This is a genomic window from Oceanicella actignis (assembly GCF_008124525.1).
Classification (GTDB): domain Bacteria; phylum Pseudomonadota; class Alphaproteobacteria; order Rhodobacterales; family Rhodobacteraceae; genus Oceanicella; species Oceanicella actignis.
This window is the reverse complement of sequence record NZ_VNHJ01000003.1, coordinates 346,465-363,042: the sequence shown is the minus strand read 5'-3', so window position 1 is coordinate 363,042 and position 16,578 is coordinate 346,465. Positions and strand designations below refer to the sequence as shown.

Annotated in this window: 13 protein-coding genes and 1 pseudogene; 9 read left to right on the top strand and 5 right to left on the bottom strand. The window is 75.9% G+C overall.

Annotated features, from left to right (window positions below):
• Entirely contained in the window at positions 1 to 2,832 is a 2,832-nt protein-coding gene (locus tag LY05_RS06925) for a calcium-binding protein (RefSeq protein ID WP_148922601.1), read from the bottom strand.
• A 140-nt stretch (positions 2,833 to 2,972) separates the two neighbouring features.
• The gene (locus LY05_RS06920) at positions 2,973 to 3,230 is read right to left on the bottom strand and encodes a sulfurtransferase TusA family protein (RefSeq protein ID WP_072746034.1); all 258 of its coding nucleotides are present in this window, start codon (positions 3,228 to 3,230) and stop codon (positions 2,973 to 2,975) included.
• A 137-nt stretch (positions 3,231 to 3,367) separates the two neighbouring features.
• Between LY05_RS06920 and LY05_RS06915 the strand changes: the two genes are divergently transcribed.
• The gene (locus LY05_RS06915) at positions 3,368 to 5,005 is read left to right on the top strand and encodes a hypothetical protein (RefSeq protein ID WP_148922600.1); all 1,638 of its coding nucleotides are present in this window, start codon (positions 3,368 to 3,370) and stop codon (positions 5,003 to 5,005) included.
• 97 nt (positions 5,006 to 5,102) lie between these two features.
• On the top strand, positions 5,103 to 5,993 hold the full coding sequence (locus LY05_RS06910) for a cytochrome c biogenesis CcdA family protein (RefSeq protein ID WP_148922599.1): 891 nt from the start codon (positions 5,103 to 5,105) through the stop codon (positions 5,991 to 5,993).
• Between the two features lie 134 nt (positions 5,994 to 6,127).
• Here LY05_RS06910 and LY05_RS06905 read toward each other — a convergent pair whose 3' ends face one another.
• Together LY05_RS06905 and LY05_RS06900 are read right to left on the bottom strand one after the other, a co-directional pair.
• Positions 6,128 to 6,391: a ribbon-helix-helix domain-containing protein gene (locus LY05_RS06905; RefSeq protein ID WP_072746031.1), complete on the bottom strand. Its 264-nt coding sequence runs from the start codon at positions 6,389 to 6,391 to the stop codon at positions 6,128 to 6,130.
• Positions 6,388 to 6,597, bottom strand: coding sequence for a DUF4169 family protein (locus tag LY05_RS06900; protein ID WP_148922598.1), 210 nt, complete (start codon positions 6,595 to 6,597; stop codon positions 6,388 to 6,390). Before LY05_RS06900 ends, LY05_RS06905 begins: the two co-directional genes overlap by 4 nt.
• Positions 6,598 to 6,735: 138 nt before the next feature.
• Between LY05_RS06900 and argC the strand changes: the two genes are divergently transcribed.
• The 7 genes and pseudogenes from argC to LY05_RS06865 all read left to right on the top strand — a co-directional run bounded on the left by argC (position 6,736) and on the right by LY05_RS06865 (position 14,698).
• Entirely contained in the window at positions 6,736 to 7,767 is a 1,032-nt protein-coding gene (gene argC / locus LY05_RS06895; RefSeq protein WP_072746029.1) for an N-acetyl-gamma-glutamyl-phosphate reductase, read from the top strand.
• 93 nt (positions 7,768 to 7,860) lie between these two features.
• On the top strand, positions 7,861 to 8,316 hold the full coding sequence (gene ccmE / locus LY05_RS06890; protein WP_072746028.1) for a cytochrome c maturation protein CcmE: 456 nt from the start codon (positions 7,861 to 7,863) through the stop codon (positions 8,314 to 8,316).
• 40 nt (positions 8,317 to 8,356) lie between these two features.
• Positions 8,357 to 8,818, top strand: a pseudogene (locus LY05_RS06885) ((2Fe-2S)-binding protein); the annotation flags it as partial.
• Positions 8,819 to 8,988: 170 nt separating this feature from the next.
• A complete protein-coding gene (locus LY05_RS06880) occupies positions 8,989 to 11,262 on the top strand; it encodes a xanthine dehydrogenase family protein molybdopterin-binding subunit (protein WP_148922596.1) in 2,274 nt (757 codons plus the stop codon).
• 135 nt (positions 11,263 to 11,397) lie between these two features.
• Positions 11,398 to 13,383, top strand: coding sequence for a heme lyase CcmF/NrfE family subunit (locus LY05_RS06875; RefSeq protein ID WP_148922595.1), 1,986 nt, complete (start codon positions 11,398 to 11,400; stop codon positions 13,381 to 13,383).
• Positions 13,380 to 13,898 (top strand): cytochrome c-type biogenesis protein, encoded by a 519-nt coding sequence (locus LY05_RS06870; RefSeq protein ID WP_148922594.1) that lies wholly within the window; start codon positions 13,380 to 13,382, stop codon positions 13,896 to 13,898. Before LY05_RS06875 ends, LY05_RS06870 begins: the two co-directional genes overlap by 4 nt.
• A 23-nt stretch (positions 13,899 to 13,921) precedes the next feature.
• Positions 13,922 to 14,698, top strand: a complete 777-nt coding sequence (locus LY05_RS06865) for an enoyl-CoA hydratase-related protein (RefSeq protein ID WP_148922593.1) — start codon at positions 13,922 to 13,924, stop codon at positions 14,696 to 14,698.
• Positions 14,699 to 14,762: 64 nt separating this feature from the next.
• Here LY05_RS06865 and LY05_RS06860 read toward each other — a convergent pair whose 3' ends face one another.
• On the bottom strand, positions 14,763 to 16,280 hold the full coding sequence (locus tag LY05_RS06860) for a pyridoxal phosphate-dependent decarboxylase family protein (protein ID WP_211356286.1): 1,518 nt from the start codon (positions 16,278 to 16,280) through the stop codon (positions 14,763 to 14,765).
• Positions 16,281 to 16,578: the final 298 nt, after the last annotated feature.

The window sequence follows — 16,578 nt, the reverse complement described above, 5'->3', positions numbered from 1 at the left end:
TCAGGAGAACAGGAAATCGTCGGCGTGCAGAAGCCGGTGGTCGAGATCCAGCAGGACGATGACCACGTTTCCCGCCTCGATGATCGCGTCCTCGCCCTGCTGGCGGATGTCGAGCGCGCCGAAATCCGGGGCCAGCCCCTCGAGGGAGAGGACATCCTCTCCGGGCGTGAAATCGGCGATCGAGTCGCGTCCGTCGCCGCGGGCGAAGACGAAGACGTCCGCCCCCGCGCCGCCCAGCAGCAGGTCGGCGCCGGCCCCGCCGGCGATGCGGTCGCGCCCGCCGCCGCCCTCGAGCCGGTCGTTTCCCGCGCCGCCCCAAAGCTGATCCGCGCCGGCGCCGCCGGAAATCTGGTCGGCGCCGCCGCCGCCCCAAAGCTTGTCGTTTCCGCCGCCGCCCTCGATCCGGTCGCGGCCGCCGCCGCCCCAGGCCTTGTCGGCGCCGCCGCCGCCGGCGATGCGGTCGTCGCCGTTCCCGCCCAACAGCTGATCGGCGCCGGCGCCGCCCCACAGCGCGTCGGCGCCGTTCTTGCCGCGCAGCTCATCCGCGCCGCCGCCCCCCCACAGCTGATCGCTTCCGCCGCCGCCGTCGATCTGGTCGCGGCCGCCGCCGCCCCAGGCCTTGTCCGCCCCGGCGCCGCCGAAGATGGCGTCGTCCCCGGCGTCTCCCCACAGCTTGTCGGCGCCGCCGCCGCCGCGCAGCGCGTCGTCCCCGTCGCCGCCGCGGATCTCGTCCGCGCCGCCGCCGCCGCTCAGCGCATCGGCGCCGGCCCCGCCGGCGAGAACGTCGTTCCCGCCGCCCCCGTCCAGCGCGTCGTCGCCTGCGCCGCCGGTCAACGCATCGGCGCCCGCGCCGCCCTCGAGACGGTCCGCGCCGGCCCCGCCGGTCAGCGCGTCGTCGCCGTCGCCGCCGATCAGCGCATCGTCCCCGTCGCCGCCGTCGAGAACGTCGTTTCCCGCGCCCCCGTCCAGCGCGTCATCGCCCGCGCCGCCCGTCAGCGCGTCGGCGCCCGCTCCGCCGAACAACGCATCGGCGCCGTCGTCGCCGTCGAGCGCATCGTTCCCCGCGCCCCCGTCAAGGCGGTCGTTCCCCGCGCCGCCAAGCAGCGCGTCGGCGCCGTCGCCGCCGGACAGGACGTCGTCGCCCCCGCCGCCTTCCAGGCGATCCGCGCCGGCCCCGCCGTCGAGCGCATCGTTGCCGTCGCCGCCGAGCAGCAGATCGGCGCCGTCGCCGCCGTCCAGCTCGTCGTTTCCCGCGCCGCCGTCCAGTTCGTCATCGCCCGCGTCGCCGGCCAGCGAGTCGTCGCCCTCGCCGCCCGTCAGCCGGTCGTCCCCGTCGCCGCCCTCGAGAACGTCGCCCCCCGCGCCGCCGTCCAGCACGTCGTCGCCCGCGCCGCCCTGCAGAACGTCGGCGCCGCCCTCGCCGGCCAGCGAGTCGTCGCCCTCGCCGCCGATCAGCCGGTCGGCGCCCGCGCCGCCGAAAACCGCGTCGTTCCCCGCGCCGCCGTCGAGCTGGTCGGCGCCGTCGCCGCCCCAGAGGCGGTCGTCGTGATCCTCGCCCCACAGCTGGTCGTCGCCCGCCCCGCCCTTGAGCTGATCGGGGCCGGGGCCGCCCCAGATGCGGTCGTTCCCGCCGCCGCCGTCGATCACGTCGCCCGCCTCGGGGCGGAAGGCGATCATGTCGTAGCCGGGACCGTCGGCCCGCCCCGCGGTCAGCAGCACGCGGTCGTTGTAGACCAGCGCGCCCAGCCCCGACAGGGCCGCGCCGTCGCCCAGCGCCAGGCGGTCGCGCTCGACCAGGCGCAGATCCGCGAGCGCCTCGTAGACCGTCACCGTCCCGTCGGCGCGCGCGGCGAAGATCCAGTCGCGCCCCTCGAGCCGCGCATGAGCCAGGTCCGTCGCCGCCGGCAGGGACTGGATGCGCGTCAGCCGCCCCTCGGCGTCCAGCCGCCAGGCGGCCAGCAAGCCGTCCTCGCCCGCGGCATAGACCCCCGCCGCATCGTCGCGCGCGGCCACCGCAAGCCCCGAGGCCCAGGACAGTGCGAAGTCGGTCTCGGCGTCGTCGCGCGAGCGCATATCGGTCAGCGTCAGCCCCTCGGCGTCCACGCGCCACACGCTCAGCCCCTCGTCCCGGCGCGAGAGGGTGATGGCGTAGTCCCGCCCCGCAAGGCGCGCCGAGGCCATGGCGGCCACGCCGTCGAGGCGGCGCGCGGCGTCGTCCTCGTAGCGGGCGGCCTTGACCAGCGCGTCGCCCTCGAGCCGCAGCAGCGTCAGGCCCGGGCGCTCCCACCCGCCGACAAGGACGTGCAGCGCGCCCCCGATCTCGAAGGCGGCGAAGGCGCCGGGGTTGTAGAGGTCGAGGGTTTCGTCCATGTGCCGCGTGGCCACCAGCTCGGGGCGGCCGTCGGCGGCGATGCGCGACAGGCTGACCCCGAAGCCGCCGGTCAGCAGCATGTCCTGGCCCTGATGCTCGAAGGTCAGGATGCCGCGCGCGCCCGTCAGAAGCTGACCGTCGAAATAGCGCGCGCTTTGCGCGAAGACCTGGGTCAGGCGGTCGGCGGCGTCGACCATCCACACCCCGAGCCCGCCCGCGCCGGGATCGGCGCCCATGCCGTAGACGAAGGCCAGCCCGTCGCGCACGACGCCCTGGGCGCGGAAGGCGCCCTCGAGCACGCCGTCGGGCGCCTCGCGCAAGGCGGCAAGCTCGGCCAGCCGCGCGGGCGTCTGATCGGGGGCGAAATCGCCGTAGATCAGATCGTCGCCGTCGCCGCCGCGAATGCTCTGCGCCCCGGCGCCGCCGATCAGCGGCGCCGAAGGGTCCGACGCGCCCTGCATGACGCGCTCCCCTCACCCGTTTCACCCGGGGTCAGGATCGTCGCGGCAAGTAAACGGGCAAGTAACCGCCAAGAACTATCAGCGTTTACGCGTCGTGAAGTGGTAAAAGCGCGTAAAGTTAACGCGCAGGACTTGGTTATTTACTTAACGCGCTTGCGGATGCGCCAGGCGCGCCCGCCTTCGGGCAGCGGCGCGACGTCCAGCAGTTCGTGCCCCTGCTCGGCGCAGAAATGGGGCACGTCCACCACCGCGGCCGGGTCGTCGGACAAGAGCCGCAGCACCTGGCCGGGCGCCAGCGCGCCAAGCCGCTTGCGCGCCTTGAGCACGGGCAGGGGGCACAGAAGGCCGCGCGCGTCCAGTTCGGCGTCGGCTTCGGGCGCGGGGGCGGGCTTGTTCATGCGGATCTCCGATTCTCTGCCGGGCGGGGCGCAATGTTCGATCGGTAGCGCGCGGATGGGCGCGCGGGCAAGGCGCGGGCCTTCGCTTCGGGCGCGGGGGGCGATATGGTCCCGGCCGGCGAAAAGGGGGCTGGCGGATGAGCGGCTGGACGAATCGTGCATTGCTTGTCGGCGCGGGGGCGCTGGCGGTGGCCTGGGGCGGATGGGGCGCGCGCGCGCAGGCGCCGGCCGAGCCGCGCGCCTTCGTCGTCGCGGACGGGGCGCGAATCGAGGCCCCGCTGGCCGAGGCGCCCGGGGATGCGCGGCGCGGGGCGCAGATCTTCGCCGACCCCGCGCGGGGCGGCTGCGCCTATTGCCATACGGCCGGCGGGGCTCCCGGGCCCGGGGCGCGCGCCGCGGCGCCGCTGATCCTGCTTTTGCGCGAGCGCGGGCGTGCGGATGCGGCGGAGCCCGCGATCGCGCCCGCCGCGCCCGCCGACGACCCGGCCGCGCCCGCCGACGACCCGGCCGCGCCCGCCGACGACCCGGCCGCGCCCGACGACGACCCGGACGCGGCCGACGACACGGTCGCGCCCGCCGATCCCGCGCCGCCCGGCGATCCCGACCCCCGGGCGGCGCCCCTTCCCGCGCCGCGGCCCGCGCCGGGCGCGGACGAGGCGCCGCAAGAGAGCGATGTCGCGGCGGCCGAGCCGCAGGACGCGCGGCCGGGCCCGCCCCCGCCCCCGCCCGCTCCCGGCCCGGATCTGGCCGAGGCGGCGGCGCGGCTGTCCGACGCCGAGCTGCGGCTGGCGATCGTCAACCAGTCGGTGCGCCGTCCCGGTTCGGCCATGCCGGCCTATCACGAGATCTCGCCGGCGCTGGCCGAGCGGGCGCCGGACTTTCCGCAGCCCTGGCTTTCGGGCGCCGAGGTCGAGGATCTCATCGCCTTTCTCCGCGCCCGCGCAGGCGCCGTCGAGGCGGCGCGAGGCGCGGCCTCGGGCGGACGGGATGGCGGCGCGGGCGCCGCCGAGCCGGCGGGGGACCGTGAGGCCGAGGCCGCCGGGCGCGGCGTCGTCGGGCCGCAGGCGGACGCGCCCGCCGGCGATCGACCGGGCGCGAGCGGCGACGCTTCGGGCGACGACCGGCCGAGCGGGGATCGGGCGAGCGGGGGCGGGCGGAACGAGCGCCAGGCGAACGGGGCGCGGCCCGGCGGCGGGCAATCGACCGGGGAGCGGCCAGGCGACGACGCGCCGAGCGCGGGCCAGCCCGACGGGGGCCAACCCGGCGGGGGCCAACCCGGCGGGGGCCAACCCGGCGGGGGCCAGACGGGCGGGGGGCAACCCGGCGCGGACCAGTCGGATGGGGGCCAGCCCGACGGGGGCCAGTCGGACGGGGGGCAACCCGGCGCGGACCAGTCGGACGGGGGCCAGCCGGACGGGGGCCAGTCGGACGGGGGGCAACCCGGCGCGGGCCAGCCGGACGAGGATCACCCGAGCGGGGACCAGACGGGCGCGGCGCAGCCGGACGAGACGCAGCCGGCTGCAGCCCGGCCGGACGGGGATCAGCCGAGCGCGGATCGGCCGGAAGCGCGCGCGCCGGGGGCGGTGAGGCCGGAAGCGAGCGCGCCGGGGGCGGTCGGGCCGGGGGCGGTCGGGCCGGGCGGGGGCCGTGCAGGCGAGGCGCGGCCGGCCGGCGGCGCCGCGCCGGGGCCCGGCCCTTCGTCCGGCCTTGCCGAGCCGGCCGCGCAGGGCGCCGCGCCGGCGCCCGCGATCAAGGGCCGCGACACGAACAAGTGAAGCGCCGCGGCGCCGGCGCGCGTCGACGCGCGCGCGCCGGCGCGGTAGCAATGCCTGCGCGGCCCGCCGAGGCCGCGCGGCAAGAACGGAGCGAAGCATGGCGCAGATCGGAATCCTGACCGCCTTCATCGGCGGGCTGCTCAGCTTCCTGTCGCCCTGCGTGCTGCCCCTGGCGCCGCCCTATCTGGCGTTCATGGCCGGCACGACGCTCGACCGGCTGACGGGCGCCGGGGGCGTGGACGAGCGGGCGGCGCGGCGGGTGCGCATCTCGGCGGTGTTCTTCGTCGCGGGGCTGGCGACGGTGTTCGTGGCGCTGGGGGCGACGGCCTCGCTGATCGGGCGCGCGCTGGCCACGCACAAGGAGACCTTCTCGCTGCTGTCGGGGCTGGTGATCTTCGCCATGGGCGCGCATTTCATCGGCTTGCGGCGGGCGCCGGCGGCGGCGGCGGCGGTCGTGGCGGCGGCCGCGGCGCTCGCGCTGGGGCGCGGCGCGGATCCGGCCGAGTTCTGGGCCGACAATCGGGTCTGGATCCTGGCCCTGGCGGCGACGGCGGCGGCGCTGCGGCTGACGGGGTGGGAGCGCTTTCCCTTCCTGATGCGCGAAGCGCGGCTCGAGGCCGGCGGCGCGGCCGGGTCGTATCTGGGCGCCTATGTCATCGGCCTGGCCTTCGCCTTCGGCTGGACGCCGTGCATCGGGCCGATCCTGGGCTCGATCCTGTTCCTCGCCGCGCAGGAAGAGACGCTGCTGGCGGGGGTGACGCTGCTGATGGTCTACGCGCTGGGGCTGGGCGCGCCGTTCCTGGCGGCGGCGCTGTTCGTGCGGCCCTTCATGCGCTTCATGGCGCGCTTTCGCCGCCACCTGCACCGGGTCGAGGCGGCGATGGGCGCGCTTCTGGTGGCGGTGGGCGCGCTGATGGCGTCGGGGGGCTTCTCGGCGCTGTCCTTCTGGCTGCTCGACGCCTTTCCTGCGCTCGCCACGATCGGCTGAGCCAGCGCGCCGGGCGGACCAGGCCGGGCGGACCAGGCCGGGCAGCGCGGAAGCGAAAGCCAGGCTGTGATCGACCGGCCCCGCGCCCGGCGCCGCGGACCGGCTGCGTCGGCGCCGCGCGCCCCCGGGCGCGGTCAGTCCTCGGGGGCGGGCGCGGCGGCTTCGGCGCGGGCCAGAAGCTCGGCCGCCACCGCCTGGCGCAGCGCGCTGGCAAGGCCCACTTCGGGCGGGCGCTCGGCGTCGATGCGCGCGGCCAGCGCGTTGACCGACAGCGCCCGCGCGCGCGCCATGCGGCGCAGGGCCTCCCAGAACACCGGCTCGAGCGAGACCGAGGTCCGGTGCCCGCGCAGCGTCACCGAGCGCTTGCGCGCGGGCGCGTAGGGGGCGGGTGCGCTCATGCCTGGCCGGGGTCCTCGTCGTCGCCGGCCCCGCGGTCGAGGCGGTGCGCCTCGAGGCGGGCCTCTTCGAGCCGCGCGCGCGCCTCGCTCAGCCGCTTTTCGGCGGCGGGGCGGCCATGGGCGGCGGCGTTGGCGTCGGCGGCGCGGCGGCGCTCGTCGCGCGCGCGGCGCTTGCGGGCCTGGCGCAGGTTGATGATTCGGCTCATGGGGCGGCGCTCCGTGGCTGGCGATGCTGGCCCGCAGGATAGGACAGGCGCGCGCGCGGCGCAGCATCGGCGCGCCGCGATTGCCGGCGGCGCGCGGACGCGCTAACACCGCGGGCGCAACAGCCAACGGAGCGGATCATGAAGAAGGCCGAGGTCGCGATTCTGGGCGCCAGCGGATACACGGGCGCCGAGCTCGTGCGCCTGCTCGTCACCCATCCGGGCATGCGCATCGCCGCGCTGAGCGCCGACCGCAAGGCCGGCATGTCGATGGGCGAGGTGTTTCCTCATCTGGGCCATCTGGACCTGCCGCCGCTGCAGCGGGTCGAGGACATCGACTTCTCGGGCATCGAGCTGGTCTTCGTCGCGCTGCCCCACGGCACGACGCAGGAGGTCATCGCCGCGCTGCCGCGTCATGTGAAGATCGTGGACCTGTCGGCCGATTTCCGCCTGCGCGACCCCGAGGACTACGCGCGCTGGTATGGACACCCCCACCTCGCCCCCGAGCTGCAGAAGGAGGCCGTCTACGGCCTGCCCGAATTCTACCGCGAGCAGCTGCGCGCCTGCCGGCTGGCGGCGGGAACGGGCTGCTTCGTGGCGACGGGGCTCCTGCCGCTGGTTCCGCTGCTCGAGGCCGGCGTCATCGCGCGCGAGGACATCGTGATCGACGCCAAGACGGGCATCACCGGCGCGGGGCGCGGCGCGTCCGAGCGCAAGCTGTTCTCGGAGGTGACCGAGGGCGTGGACGCCTACAACATCGCCCGTCACCGCCACACGGCCGAGTTCGACCAGGAGCTGTCGCGCGCCGCCGGCGCGCCGGTGCGCGTGACCTTCACGCCGCATCTTCTGCCCATGAACCGCGGCATCCTGGCCACGATCTACGTCAAGGGCGACGCGCGCGAGATTCACCGCGTCCTCGACGAGCGCCACCGCCCCGAGCCCTTCGTGCATGTGCTGCCGCTGGGCGCCGAGGCGCCGCAGACGCGCCATGTGCGCGGCTCGAACCTGTGCCGCATCGGCGTGACGGCGGACCGGATCGAGGGGCGGGCGATCATCGTCTCGGTGCTCGACAACCTGGTCAAGGGCGCCTCGGGGCAGGCGGTGCAGGCGGCGAACCTGATGCTGGGCCTGCCCGAGACGACGGGACTCGAGGCCGCGCCGCTTTTCCCGTAAGAAGAGCGCACTTGAAACGCGGCCGCGCCGGCGCACATCCTGTCGGCGGGGCCCGCGCGCGCGGGGCCGCGCGTCAGGCAAGGAGCGGATCCGATGGCGATGACCCGGAAAAAGCGCCGCATCGCGTTGATCGCGGCGGGCATGGCGGCGCTGGCGGCGGCGGCGACGCTGGTCGGCGTGGGCATGCGCGACAGCATCGTGTTCTTCTTCAGCCCGGCCGAGATGATCGCCCGCGCGCCGGGCCCCGATCAGCGTCTGCGCGTGGGCGGCCTGGTCGAGGTCGGCTCGGTCGAGCGCGGGCAGGGCGAGACGGTGTCGTTCGTGGTCACCGACGGCGCGGCCTCGCTGCCGGTGCGCTTCAAGGGCGTGCTGCCCGACCTGTTTTCCGAGGGGCAGGGCGTGGTGGCCGAGGGGCGGCTGGTGAACGGCGTGTTCGTGGCCGACGAGGTGCTGGCCAAGCATGACGAGACCTACATGCCGCGCGAGGTGGCCGACGCGCTGAAGAAGCAGGGCGTGTATCGCGGGGCCGAAGAGGGCGGCGGCTCCTGAGCCGCGGGCGCGGCCGCCGCAGGGCAGGGAGGCAAGCCGCATGAAGATCGTGGTCAACGGCGTCGCGCGGACGCTCGAGGTCGATCCGCAGATGCCGCTCTTGTGGGCGCTGCGCGACCATCTGGGCGTTCTGGGGCCGAAATACGGCTGCGGCGTCGGGGCGTGCGGGGCCTGCACGGTCTGGATCGGCGGGGCGCCGGCGCGCAGCTGCGTGACCGCGCTCGAGGATGTGGACGCGCCGGTGACCACCATCGAGGGGCTTCCCGCCGCGCTCGGCGCGCAGGATCTGACGGCGGTGCAGCAGGCCTGGATCGACGAGCAGGTTCCCCAGTGCGGCTATTGCCAGTCGGGGCAGATCATGGCCGCGGCGGCGCTGTTGCGCGACGATCCCGCCCCCTCGGATGCGGCGATCGACGAGGCCATGAGCAATCTGTGCCGCTGCGGAACCTACCCGCGCATCCGCGCCGCGATCCGCCGCGCGGCGGCGATGCTGGCGCGCGCCTCTGCCGCGGGCGAGGGGGCGGCGGCGCCTGGGGCGGATCAGGCGGCCTCCGAAACGCCGCTCGCTCCCGACGCGCCTGCGGCCCCCGATGCGCCTGCGGCCCCCGACGCGCAAGTTGCCCCCGACGCGGTTCCGTCCGCGCCCGGGGGGCCCGCCGAGGAGCGTTGAGCATGGCTTTGGGCAAGACCACGCGCCGCGCCTTTCTGGGGCTGGGCGCCGTCGCCGCCGGCGGGCTGGCGCTGGGCTGGTGGCGGCTGACGCGGCCCTGGCCGAACCCGCTCGAGGACCGGCTGGGGCCGGGGGACGTCGCCTTCAACCCCTATGTCCTGATCGGCGCCGACGGGTCGATCACGGTCATCGCGCCGCGCGCCGAGATGGGGCAGGGCGTCAGCACCACCCTGGCGGCGCTGGTCGCCGAGGAGCTCGAGGTCGGCCTCGACCAGCTGCGGGTCGAGCATGGCCCGCCCGCCGGCGCCTATTTCAACGAGGCGATGCTGGCCGACTCGCAACCCTTCGCGCAGTGGGACCGCTCGTGGATGGCCGAGGCGGCGCGCGCCGCCGCCGCCGCCGCGGGGCGCACCCTGGGATTGCAGGTGACGGGCGGCTCGTCCTCGACCGTGGACGCCTTCGAGCGCATGCGCAAGGCGGGGGCGGCGGCGCGGGTCATGCTGATCGCGGCCGCGGCCGAGCGCTGGGGCGCGCCGGCCCATGCCCTGCGCGCCGAGCGCGGGCGGGTGATCGACCCGGCGAGCGGGCGCGCGCTGGAATACGGCGCGCTGGCCGAGGCCGCCGCGCGGCTGACGCCGCCGGCCGATCCGCCACTCAAGCCGGCCGGCGAGTGGCGCGTGCTGGGCCGTCCCGCGCGCCGGGTGGACATGCGCGCCAAGGTCACCGGCGCGCCCATCTTCGGCATCGACGTGACGCTGCCCGACATGCTGTTCGCGACCGTGCGCATGGCGCCGCGCCCCGGCGCGCGGGCGCGCTCGGCCGACCTGTCGGCGGCGCGGGCGATGGCGGGCGTGCGCGCGGTCGTGCCGCTGGACACGCCCATGGGGCATGGCTTCGGCGTCATCGCCCGCGACACCTGGACCGCCTTTCGCGCCGCCGCCGCCATCGAGGCCGAGTGGGAGGACACGCCCCATCCCGCCGACGAGGAGGCCCAGTTCGCGGCGCTGGCGCGCGGGCTCGAGGGCGAGGGGTTCGAGATGGGCGGCGCGGGCGACGCCCCGGCCGCCTTCGCCGCCGCCCCGCCGCAAGAGGTCCTGCGCGCCGAATACCGCGTTCCCTTCTTGGCGCATGCCTGCATGGAGCCGATGAACGCCGTCGCCCAGCTGGCGGGCGACCGTCTGCGCATCTGGGCGCCGACCCAGGCGCCGACGCTGGTGCAGGAGGTGTGCGGGCCGGCGGTGGGGCTGTCGGCCGAGGACGTCGAGGTCACCGTCACCCATCTGGGCGGCGGGTTCGGGCGCCGGGCCGAGGCGGACTTCGCCCTTTACGCCGCGCTTCTGGCCGCCCATGCGGACGGGCGCCCGGTCAAGGTCGTGTGGTCGCGCGAAGAGGACATGACCCATGACGCCTACCGCCCCGCGGCGCTGGCGCGGATGCGCGCGCATGTGCGCCGCGGCGAGGGGCCGCTGGCGCTCGAGATGCGCGTGGCCGCGCCGCCGGTGGTCAAGTCGGTGCTGGGGCGCACCTTTCCCTCGCTGCCGGCGGTCGGCCCCGACCGGCCGATCCTTGAGGGCGCCTTCGACCAGCCCGGCGCGCCCCTGCACGCCCGCTTCGAGGGCGTGCCCGTGGATCTGGGCGTGCCGGTGGGGTTCTGGCGCTCGGTGGGGTATTCGTTCAACGGCTTCTTCCACCAGTGCTTCATGGACGAGATCGCCCACGCCGCCGGGCTCGACCCGATCGAGATGCGGCTGCGGATGCTGTCGGGCCCCGACTTCGCCCCCGCGCGCAAGGCGCTGGAAGAGGTCGCGCGCATGTCCGGCTGGGGCGAGGCCGCGCCGGGGCGGGGCAAGGGCGTGGCCTTCACGCTCAGCTTCGGCGCCTGGGTCGCGCAGGTGGTCGAGGTCTCGGCCCGCCCCGAGGGCGTGCGGGTCGAGCGGGTGTGGTGCGCGGCCGATCCGGGGCTGGTCCTGGACCCGCGCAACTACGAGGCGCAGATGGCCTCGGGCATCGTCTTCGGGCTGAGCGCGGCGATGATGCAGAAGATCACCTTCGCCGATGGCGCGCCCGAGCAGAGCAACTTTCACGATTTCGACGCGCTGCGGCTGGATCGCTGCCCGCAGATCGAGGTGCGCCTTCTGCAGAACGCGCCGCGCATGGGCGGGGGCGGCGAGCCGGGCGTGCCTCCGGCCGCGCCGGCGCTGGGCAACGCGATCTTCGCGGCGACGGGGCGGCGGCTGCGCAGCCTGCCCTTCGGCGACGAGGTGGATTTCGTCTGACCGGCCGGGCGGCGCGCGGCGGCGGTCGCGGGCGCGGCTGCGGCGACATGCCCGCGCCCGGGGCGCCGCGCTGGCGCGCGCGTGAATTGCATAAGCGCCGGGGCGGCCTATGATGCCGCGGCAGGAGGAACGCTGATGATCGTCGAAATCGGCCATTTCGCCCTGATCCTGGCCTTCATGGTCTCGATCGTGCAGGCGACCGCGCCCATGATCGGCGCAAGCCGCGGCTGGGCGGACTGGATGCGCGTCGCCGAGCCCGCGGCGGCGCTGTGCTGGGCGCTGACCGCCACGTCCTTCGCGGCGCTGACCTGGGCGTTCGTGAACTCGGACTTCTCGGTCAAGCTGGCGGCCGAGCACTCGAACACCCTGCAGCCGCTGCTCTACCGGGTCACGGGCGTGTGGGGCAATCACGAGGGCTCGCTGCTGCTCTGGACGCTGATCCTGACCCTTTACGGGGCCATGGTGGCGGCCTTCGGCGGGGCGCTGCCGCCCACGCTCAAGGCGCGCACGCTGGCGGTGCAGGGGCTGATCGGCGCCGCCTTCTTCGCCTTCATGCTGTTCACCTCGAACCCGTTCGAGCGGCTGCCCAACCCGCCGCTCGACGGCGCGGACCTGAACCCGCTGCTGCAGGATCCGGGGCTGGCGTTTCACCCGCCCTTCCTCTACCTCGGCTATGTGGGGCTTTCGATGTCCTACAGCTTCGCCGTCGCGGCGCTGATCGAGGGGCGCGTGGACGCGGCCTGGGCGCGCTGGGTGCGGCCCTGGACGCTGGCGGCCTGGACGGCGCTGACCGTGGGCATCGCGCTGGGCAGCTACTGGGCCTATTACGAGCTGGGCTGGGGCGGCTGGTGGTTCTGGGACCCGGTCGAGAACGCCTCGTTCATGCCCTGGCTGGCGGCGACGGCGCTGCTGCACTCGGCGATCGTGGTCGAGAAGCGCGACACGCTCAAGAGCTGGACCATCCTGCTGGCGATCCTGGCCTTCACGCTCAGCCTCATGGGCACGTTCATCGTGCGCTCGGGGCTGCTGACCTCGGTGCACGCCTTCGCCTCGGACCCCACGCGCGGCGTGTTCGTGCTGGCGATGCTGGCGGCGGCTTCGGGCGGGGCGCTGGCGCTTTACGCCTGGCGCGCGCCGCAGCTGCGCGCGGGCGGCGTGTTCGCGCCCGTCAGCCGCGAAAGCGCGCTTGTGCTCAACAACCTGCTGCTGGCCGCGGCGGCGGGGGTGGTGCTGCTGGGCACGCTCATGCCGATGATCCGCGAATACTGGGACGGCGCCAGGATCTCGGTCGGCGCGCCCTTCTTCGAGCTGGCCTTCACGCCCTTCATGGTGGCGCTGGCGATCATCCTGCCGATCGGCGCGGCGCTGCCGTGGAAGCGCGGGCGGCTGGGCCGCACGGCGCGGCGCATGGCGCCGGCGCTGGCGCTGGCGCTGGCGGCGGCGGCGCTGGTGTGGGCGCTGCAGACCGGGCGCTCGGCGCTGGGGCCGGTGGGCGTGGGGCTGGGAACCTGGCTGATCGCCGGCGCGCTGGCCGAGCAGCTCGAGCGCGCGCGCCTTGGCCGCGCGCCGGCGGCCGAGACGCTGCGCCGCCTGCGCAACCTGCCGCGCGCGGATTGGGGCAAGGCGTTGGCCCATGCCGGGCTGGGGCTGAGCTTCATCGGCGTCAGCGCCGTCACCGCCTGGGAGGCCGAGCTGATCCGCACCGCGCGCCCGGGCGACAGTCTCGAGCTGTCGGGCTACGTCTTCGTCTTCGACGATGTGCGCCAGGTTCCGGGGCCGAACTACGTCGCGCGCCAGGGGGTGTTCCGCGTGTTCGAGGGCGGCGTCGAGACCGCGCGCCTGACGCCGGAAAAGCGCGTCTACACCGTGCAGCGCATGCCCACGACCGAGGCGGCGATCGACATGGGGCTGGCGCGCGATCTCTACGTGGTGCTGGGCGATCCGCAGGATGACGGATCCTGGGCGGTGCGCATCTATGTCAAGCCGCTGGTGAACTGGATCTGGATCGGCGCGCTGGTCATGGCGCTGGCCGGGCTGGTCAGCCTGTCGGACCGGCGCTATCGCGTGGGCGCGGCGGCGCGCCGGCCGGCGCCCGCGGCCGTCGCCGGAGCGGCGGAATGAGCGCGCGCCCCGCGGCGCGGCTGCGCGCGGCGGCGCTGGCGGCGCTGTGCGCGCTGGCGGCTTTGGGCGCGGCGCCCGGCCCGCTGGGGCCCGGGCCGGCTCTGGCCGTGCAGCCGGACGAGATGCTTGACGATCCGCAGCTCGAGGCCCGCGCCCGCGCCCTGTCCAAGGAGCTGCGCTGCCTGGTCTGCCGCAACGAGAACATCGACGATTCCAACGCCGACCTTGCCCGCGATCTGCGCATCCTGGTGCGCGAGCGCATCAAGGCCGGCGACAGCGACGAAGAGGTTCTGCGCTACCTTGTGGACCGCTACGGCGAATTCGTGCTGCTGCGCCCGCGCTTCTCGCTCGGCAACGCGGCGCTGTGGCTGGGGGGGCCGGCGATGCTGCTGCTCGGCGGGATCGCGGCCTGGCGTTTCGTGCGCCGCGCGGGGCGCGGCGGCGCCGAGGCCGGCGCCGCCGCCCCGCTGACCGAGGAGGAGCGTGCGCGCATTGCGCGCCTGCTCGAGGACTGACCGCCCCGCCAAGGAGCCTTCGGATGCGCTACGACGCCCTGCGCCACGAGATCGACGGCGACGTCGTCCGCCTGACCCTGGCGCGCCCTGCCGCCGGCAACGCGCTGAGCGCGCAGATGCGCGTCGAGCTGATCCATGCGCTGGCCGAGGCCCCCGCGCAGGGCCGCGCCGTGGCGATCGGCGCGATGGGGCGCGATTTCTGCGCGGGGCAGGATCTGGGCGGCGAGCCGGATCTGACCGAGGCGGATCTGGGCGGGCTTGCGCGCGAGGATTACGCGCCGCTTGCGCGCGCGATCGAGGAGTGCGCCGTGCCGGTGGTGACCATGGTGCGCGGCGTGGCGGCGGGCGCGGGGGCGGCGCTGGCGCTGGCGGCGGACATCTGCGTGGCGACGCGCTCGGCCAGCTTCGCCGAGCCGTCGCTGCGCGCGGGCCTGACGCCGATCATGGGCGCGAGCTGGCTCTTGCCGCGCCTGGCGGGGCGGGCGCGGGCGCTGGGCATGGCGCTTCTGGGCGATCCGGTTCCCGCGGCGCGGGCGCTGGAATGGGGCCTGATCTGGGAGATGACCGAGGATGACGCGCTCGAGCCGCGGGGCATGGAGATCGCCCGCCGCCTTGCCGCCGGGCCCGCCGAGGCGATCCGCCTGACGCGGGCGGCGGTGCGCGCGGGCGCCCAGTCCGACCTCGAGACGCAGCTCGAGCGCGAGGCGCGCGCGCTTCGTCAGGCCGGGCGCACGCGCGACGCGCTCGAGGGGCTTCTGGCGCTGCGCGAAGGCCGCCCGCCGCGCTTCGAGGGCCGCTGACGCGCCTGCGGGCGGGGATGTCAGGGCGCGCGCTCTCGGCCCGGGGCGCGTCTCGCCGCCCGGCTCAGCCGCCCTCGGCGCGCAGGGCGCGGGCGAAGGCGGCCGCGGCGCGGTCCACGTCCTGCGGGCGCGTCGCCCAGGAGCACACGCTGATGCGGATCGCCTTGCGCCCGCGCCAGGTCGTGCCGCCCGCCCAGGCCTCGCCCTCGCGCTGGACGCGGCGCATGACGGCCTCGGTGCGCGCGTCGTCGCCGCAGGCGACGAGAACCTGGTTGAAGACCACGTCGTTGAGCACCTCGAACCCCGCCGCGCGCAGCGCGTCTGCAAAGCGCAGCGCGTTGTCGTGCAGCGCGCCCAGCAGGGTCTCGACGCCCTCGCGGCCCAGAAATGCCAGCGCGGCCCACAGCTCGACCGCGCGCGCGCGGCGCGACATCTCGGGCGTGGTGCGCATGCCGTCGCGCTCGGCCGACCAGTGGATGTAGGCGCCGTCGGTCTGCATGGCGCCGATCAGCGCCTCGGGGTCGGCGCATAGCGCGATGCCGCAGTCATAGGGGGTGTTGAGCGTCTTGTGCCCGTCCACGGACCAGGAATCGGCCAGCTCGACGCCGCGCGTCAGATGGGCGAAGCGCCGCGTCGCCGCCGCCCACAGCCCGAAGGCGCCGTCGACATGCGTCCATGCGCCGGCGGCGCGGGCGCGCGCGCAAAGATCGGCGAAATCGTCGAACGCGCCCGAGTTCACGTTGCCCGCCTGCAGGATCAGGATGGTGCGCTCGTCCAGCTCGGGAACCAGGTCGGCGCGGATGCGGCCCTGCGCGTCGGCGGGCACGCGCTCGACATTGTCCAGCCCCAGCCCCAGCAGCTGCGCCGCCTTGGCGACGGTGCCGTGGGCCTGCTCGCCCGCCACCACGCGCAGCGCCGGCGCGCCCGCCAGCCCCTTGCGGTTGACGTCCCAGCCGGCCCGGCCGAGCAGCCGCCAGCGCGCCGCCGCCAGCCCCGCGAAGATGGCGGTGGACGAGCCCGAGACGAAGCCCGCCGCCGTTCCCCGCGGCAGGCCCAGAAGCTGGGCCAGCCAGGCTTCGACCGTCGCCTCGATGCGCCCCAGAACGGGCGAGATCACATGCAGCGCCGGGTTCTGGTCCCACACGTCGGTCAGCCAGCGCGCCGCCAGCGCCGGCGGCAGCGCCGAGCCGTTGACGAAGCCGAAATACCGCCCGCCCAGCTGCGCCACCGTCGCGGGCGAGCCGGCGCGGTCGAGAAGCTCGATCAGCGCCTCGGCGGGGGCGCCGCGCTCGGGCAGGGGGGCGTCGAAGGCGGCGAGCCCGGCCAGCGCGGCGTCGTCGGGAAAGACGCGCCGCTCCATGATCGTGTCCAGATAGGCGAAGGCGCGCGCGGCCGCGGCGCGAAACAGGCCCTTGTCCTCGAGCTGGGCGAACATGCGCGCGCGCAGCGCCTCTTGCGCGGCGGCGTCGGAGAGTTCGGGGGCGGCCGCGGCGTCGGCGATCGGGGGGCGGGGCGCTTGGGGCCGGGCCGGCGGCGCGTCGCTGCGCCGGGGGGCGGGGTGCTGCGGGCGCGGCGTGGTCATGGGCGATCCTCCGGTCTTGAGCGCGGACAGGCGCCTTTCTATCCGCCTTCGCCGCGCCGCGCGAGAGGGCGATGCGCGCCGCGCCCCAAGGTCGTCGCAAGCTTGCCGACGGGCCGGGGGCGGCGGTCGGGCGCATGGTTCCGGGCCGATCCCGCGGCGGCGCGAGGCGCGCGCGGGGGCGCGGGGGGCGCGGGGGGGCGGAAGCCGTCGCGCCGCGCCCGGCGCGCCAACGCCCGCGCGGTGCGGGGGCGTCCGAGCCGCGCGCATGTCGGCCATGCGTCGGCGGCGCTGGCGCCGG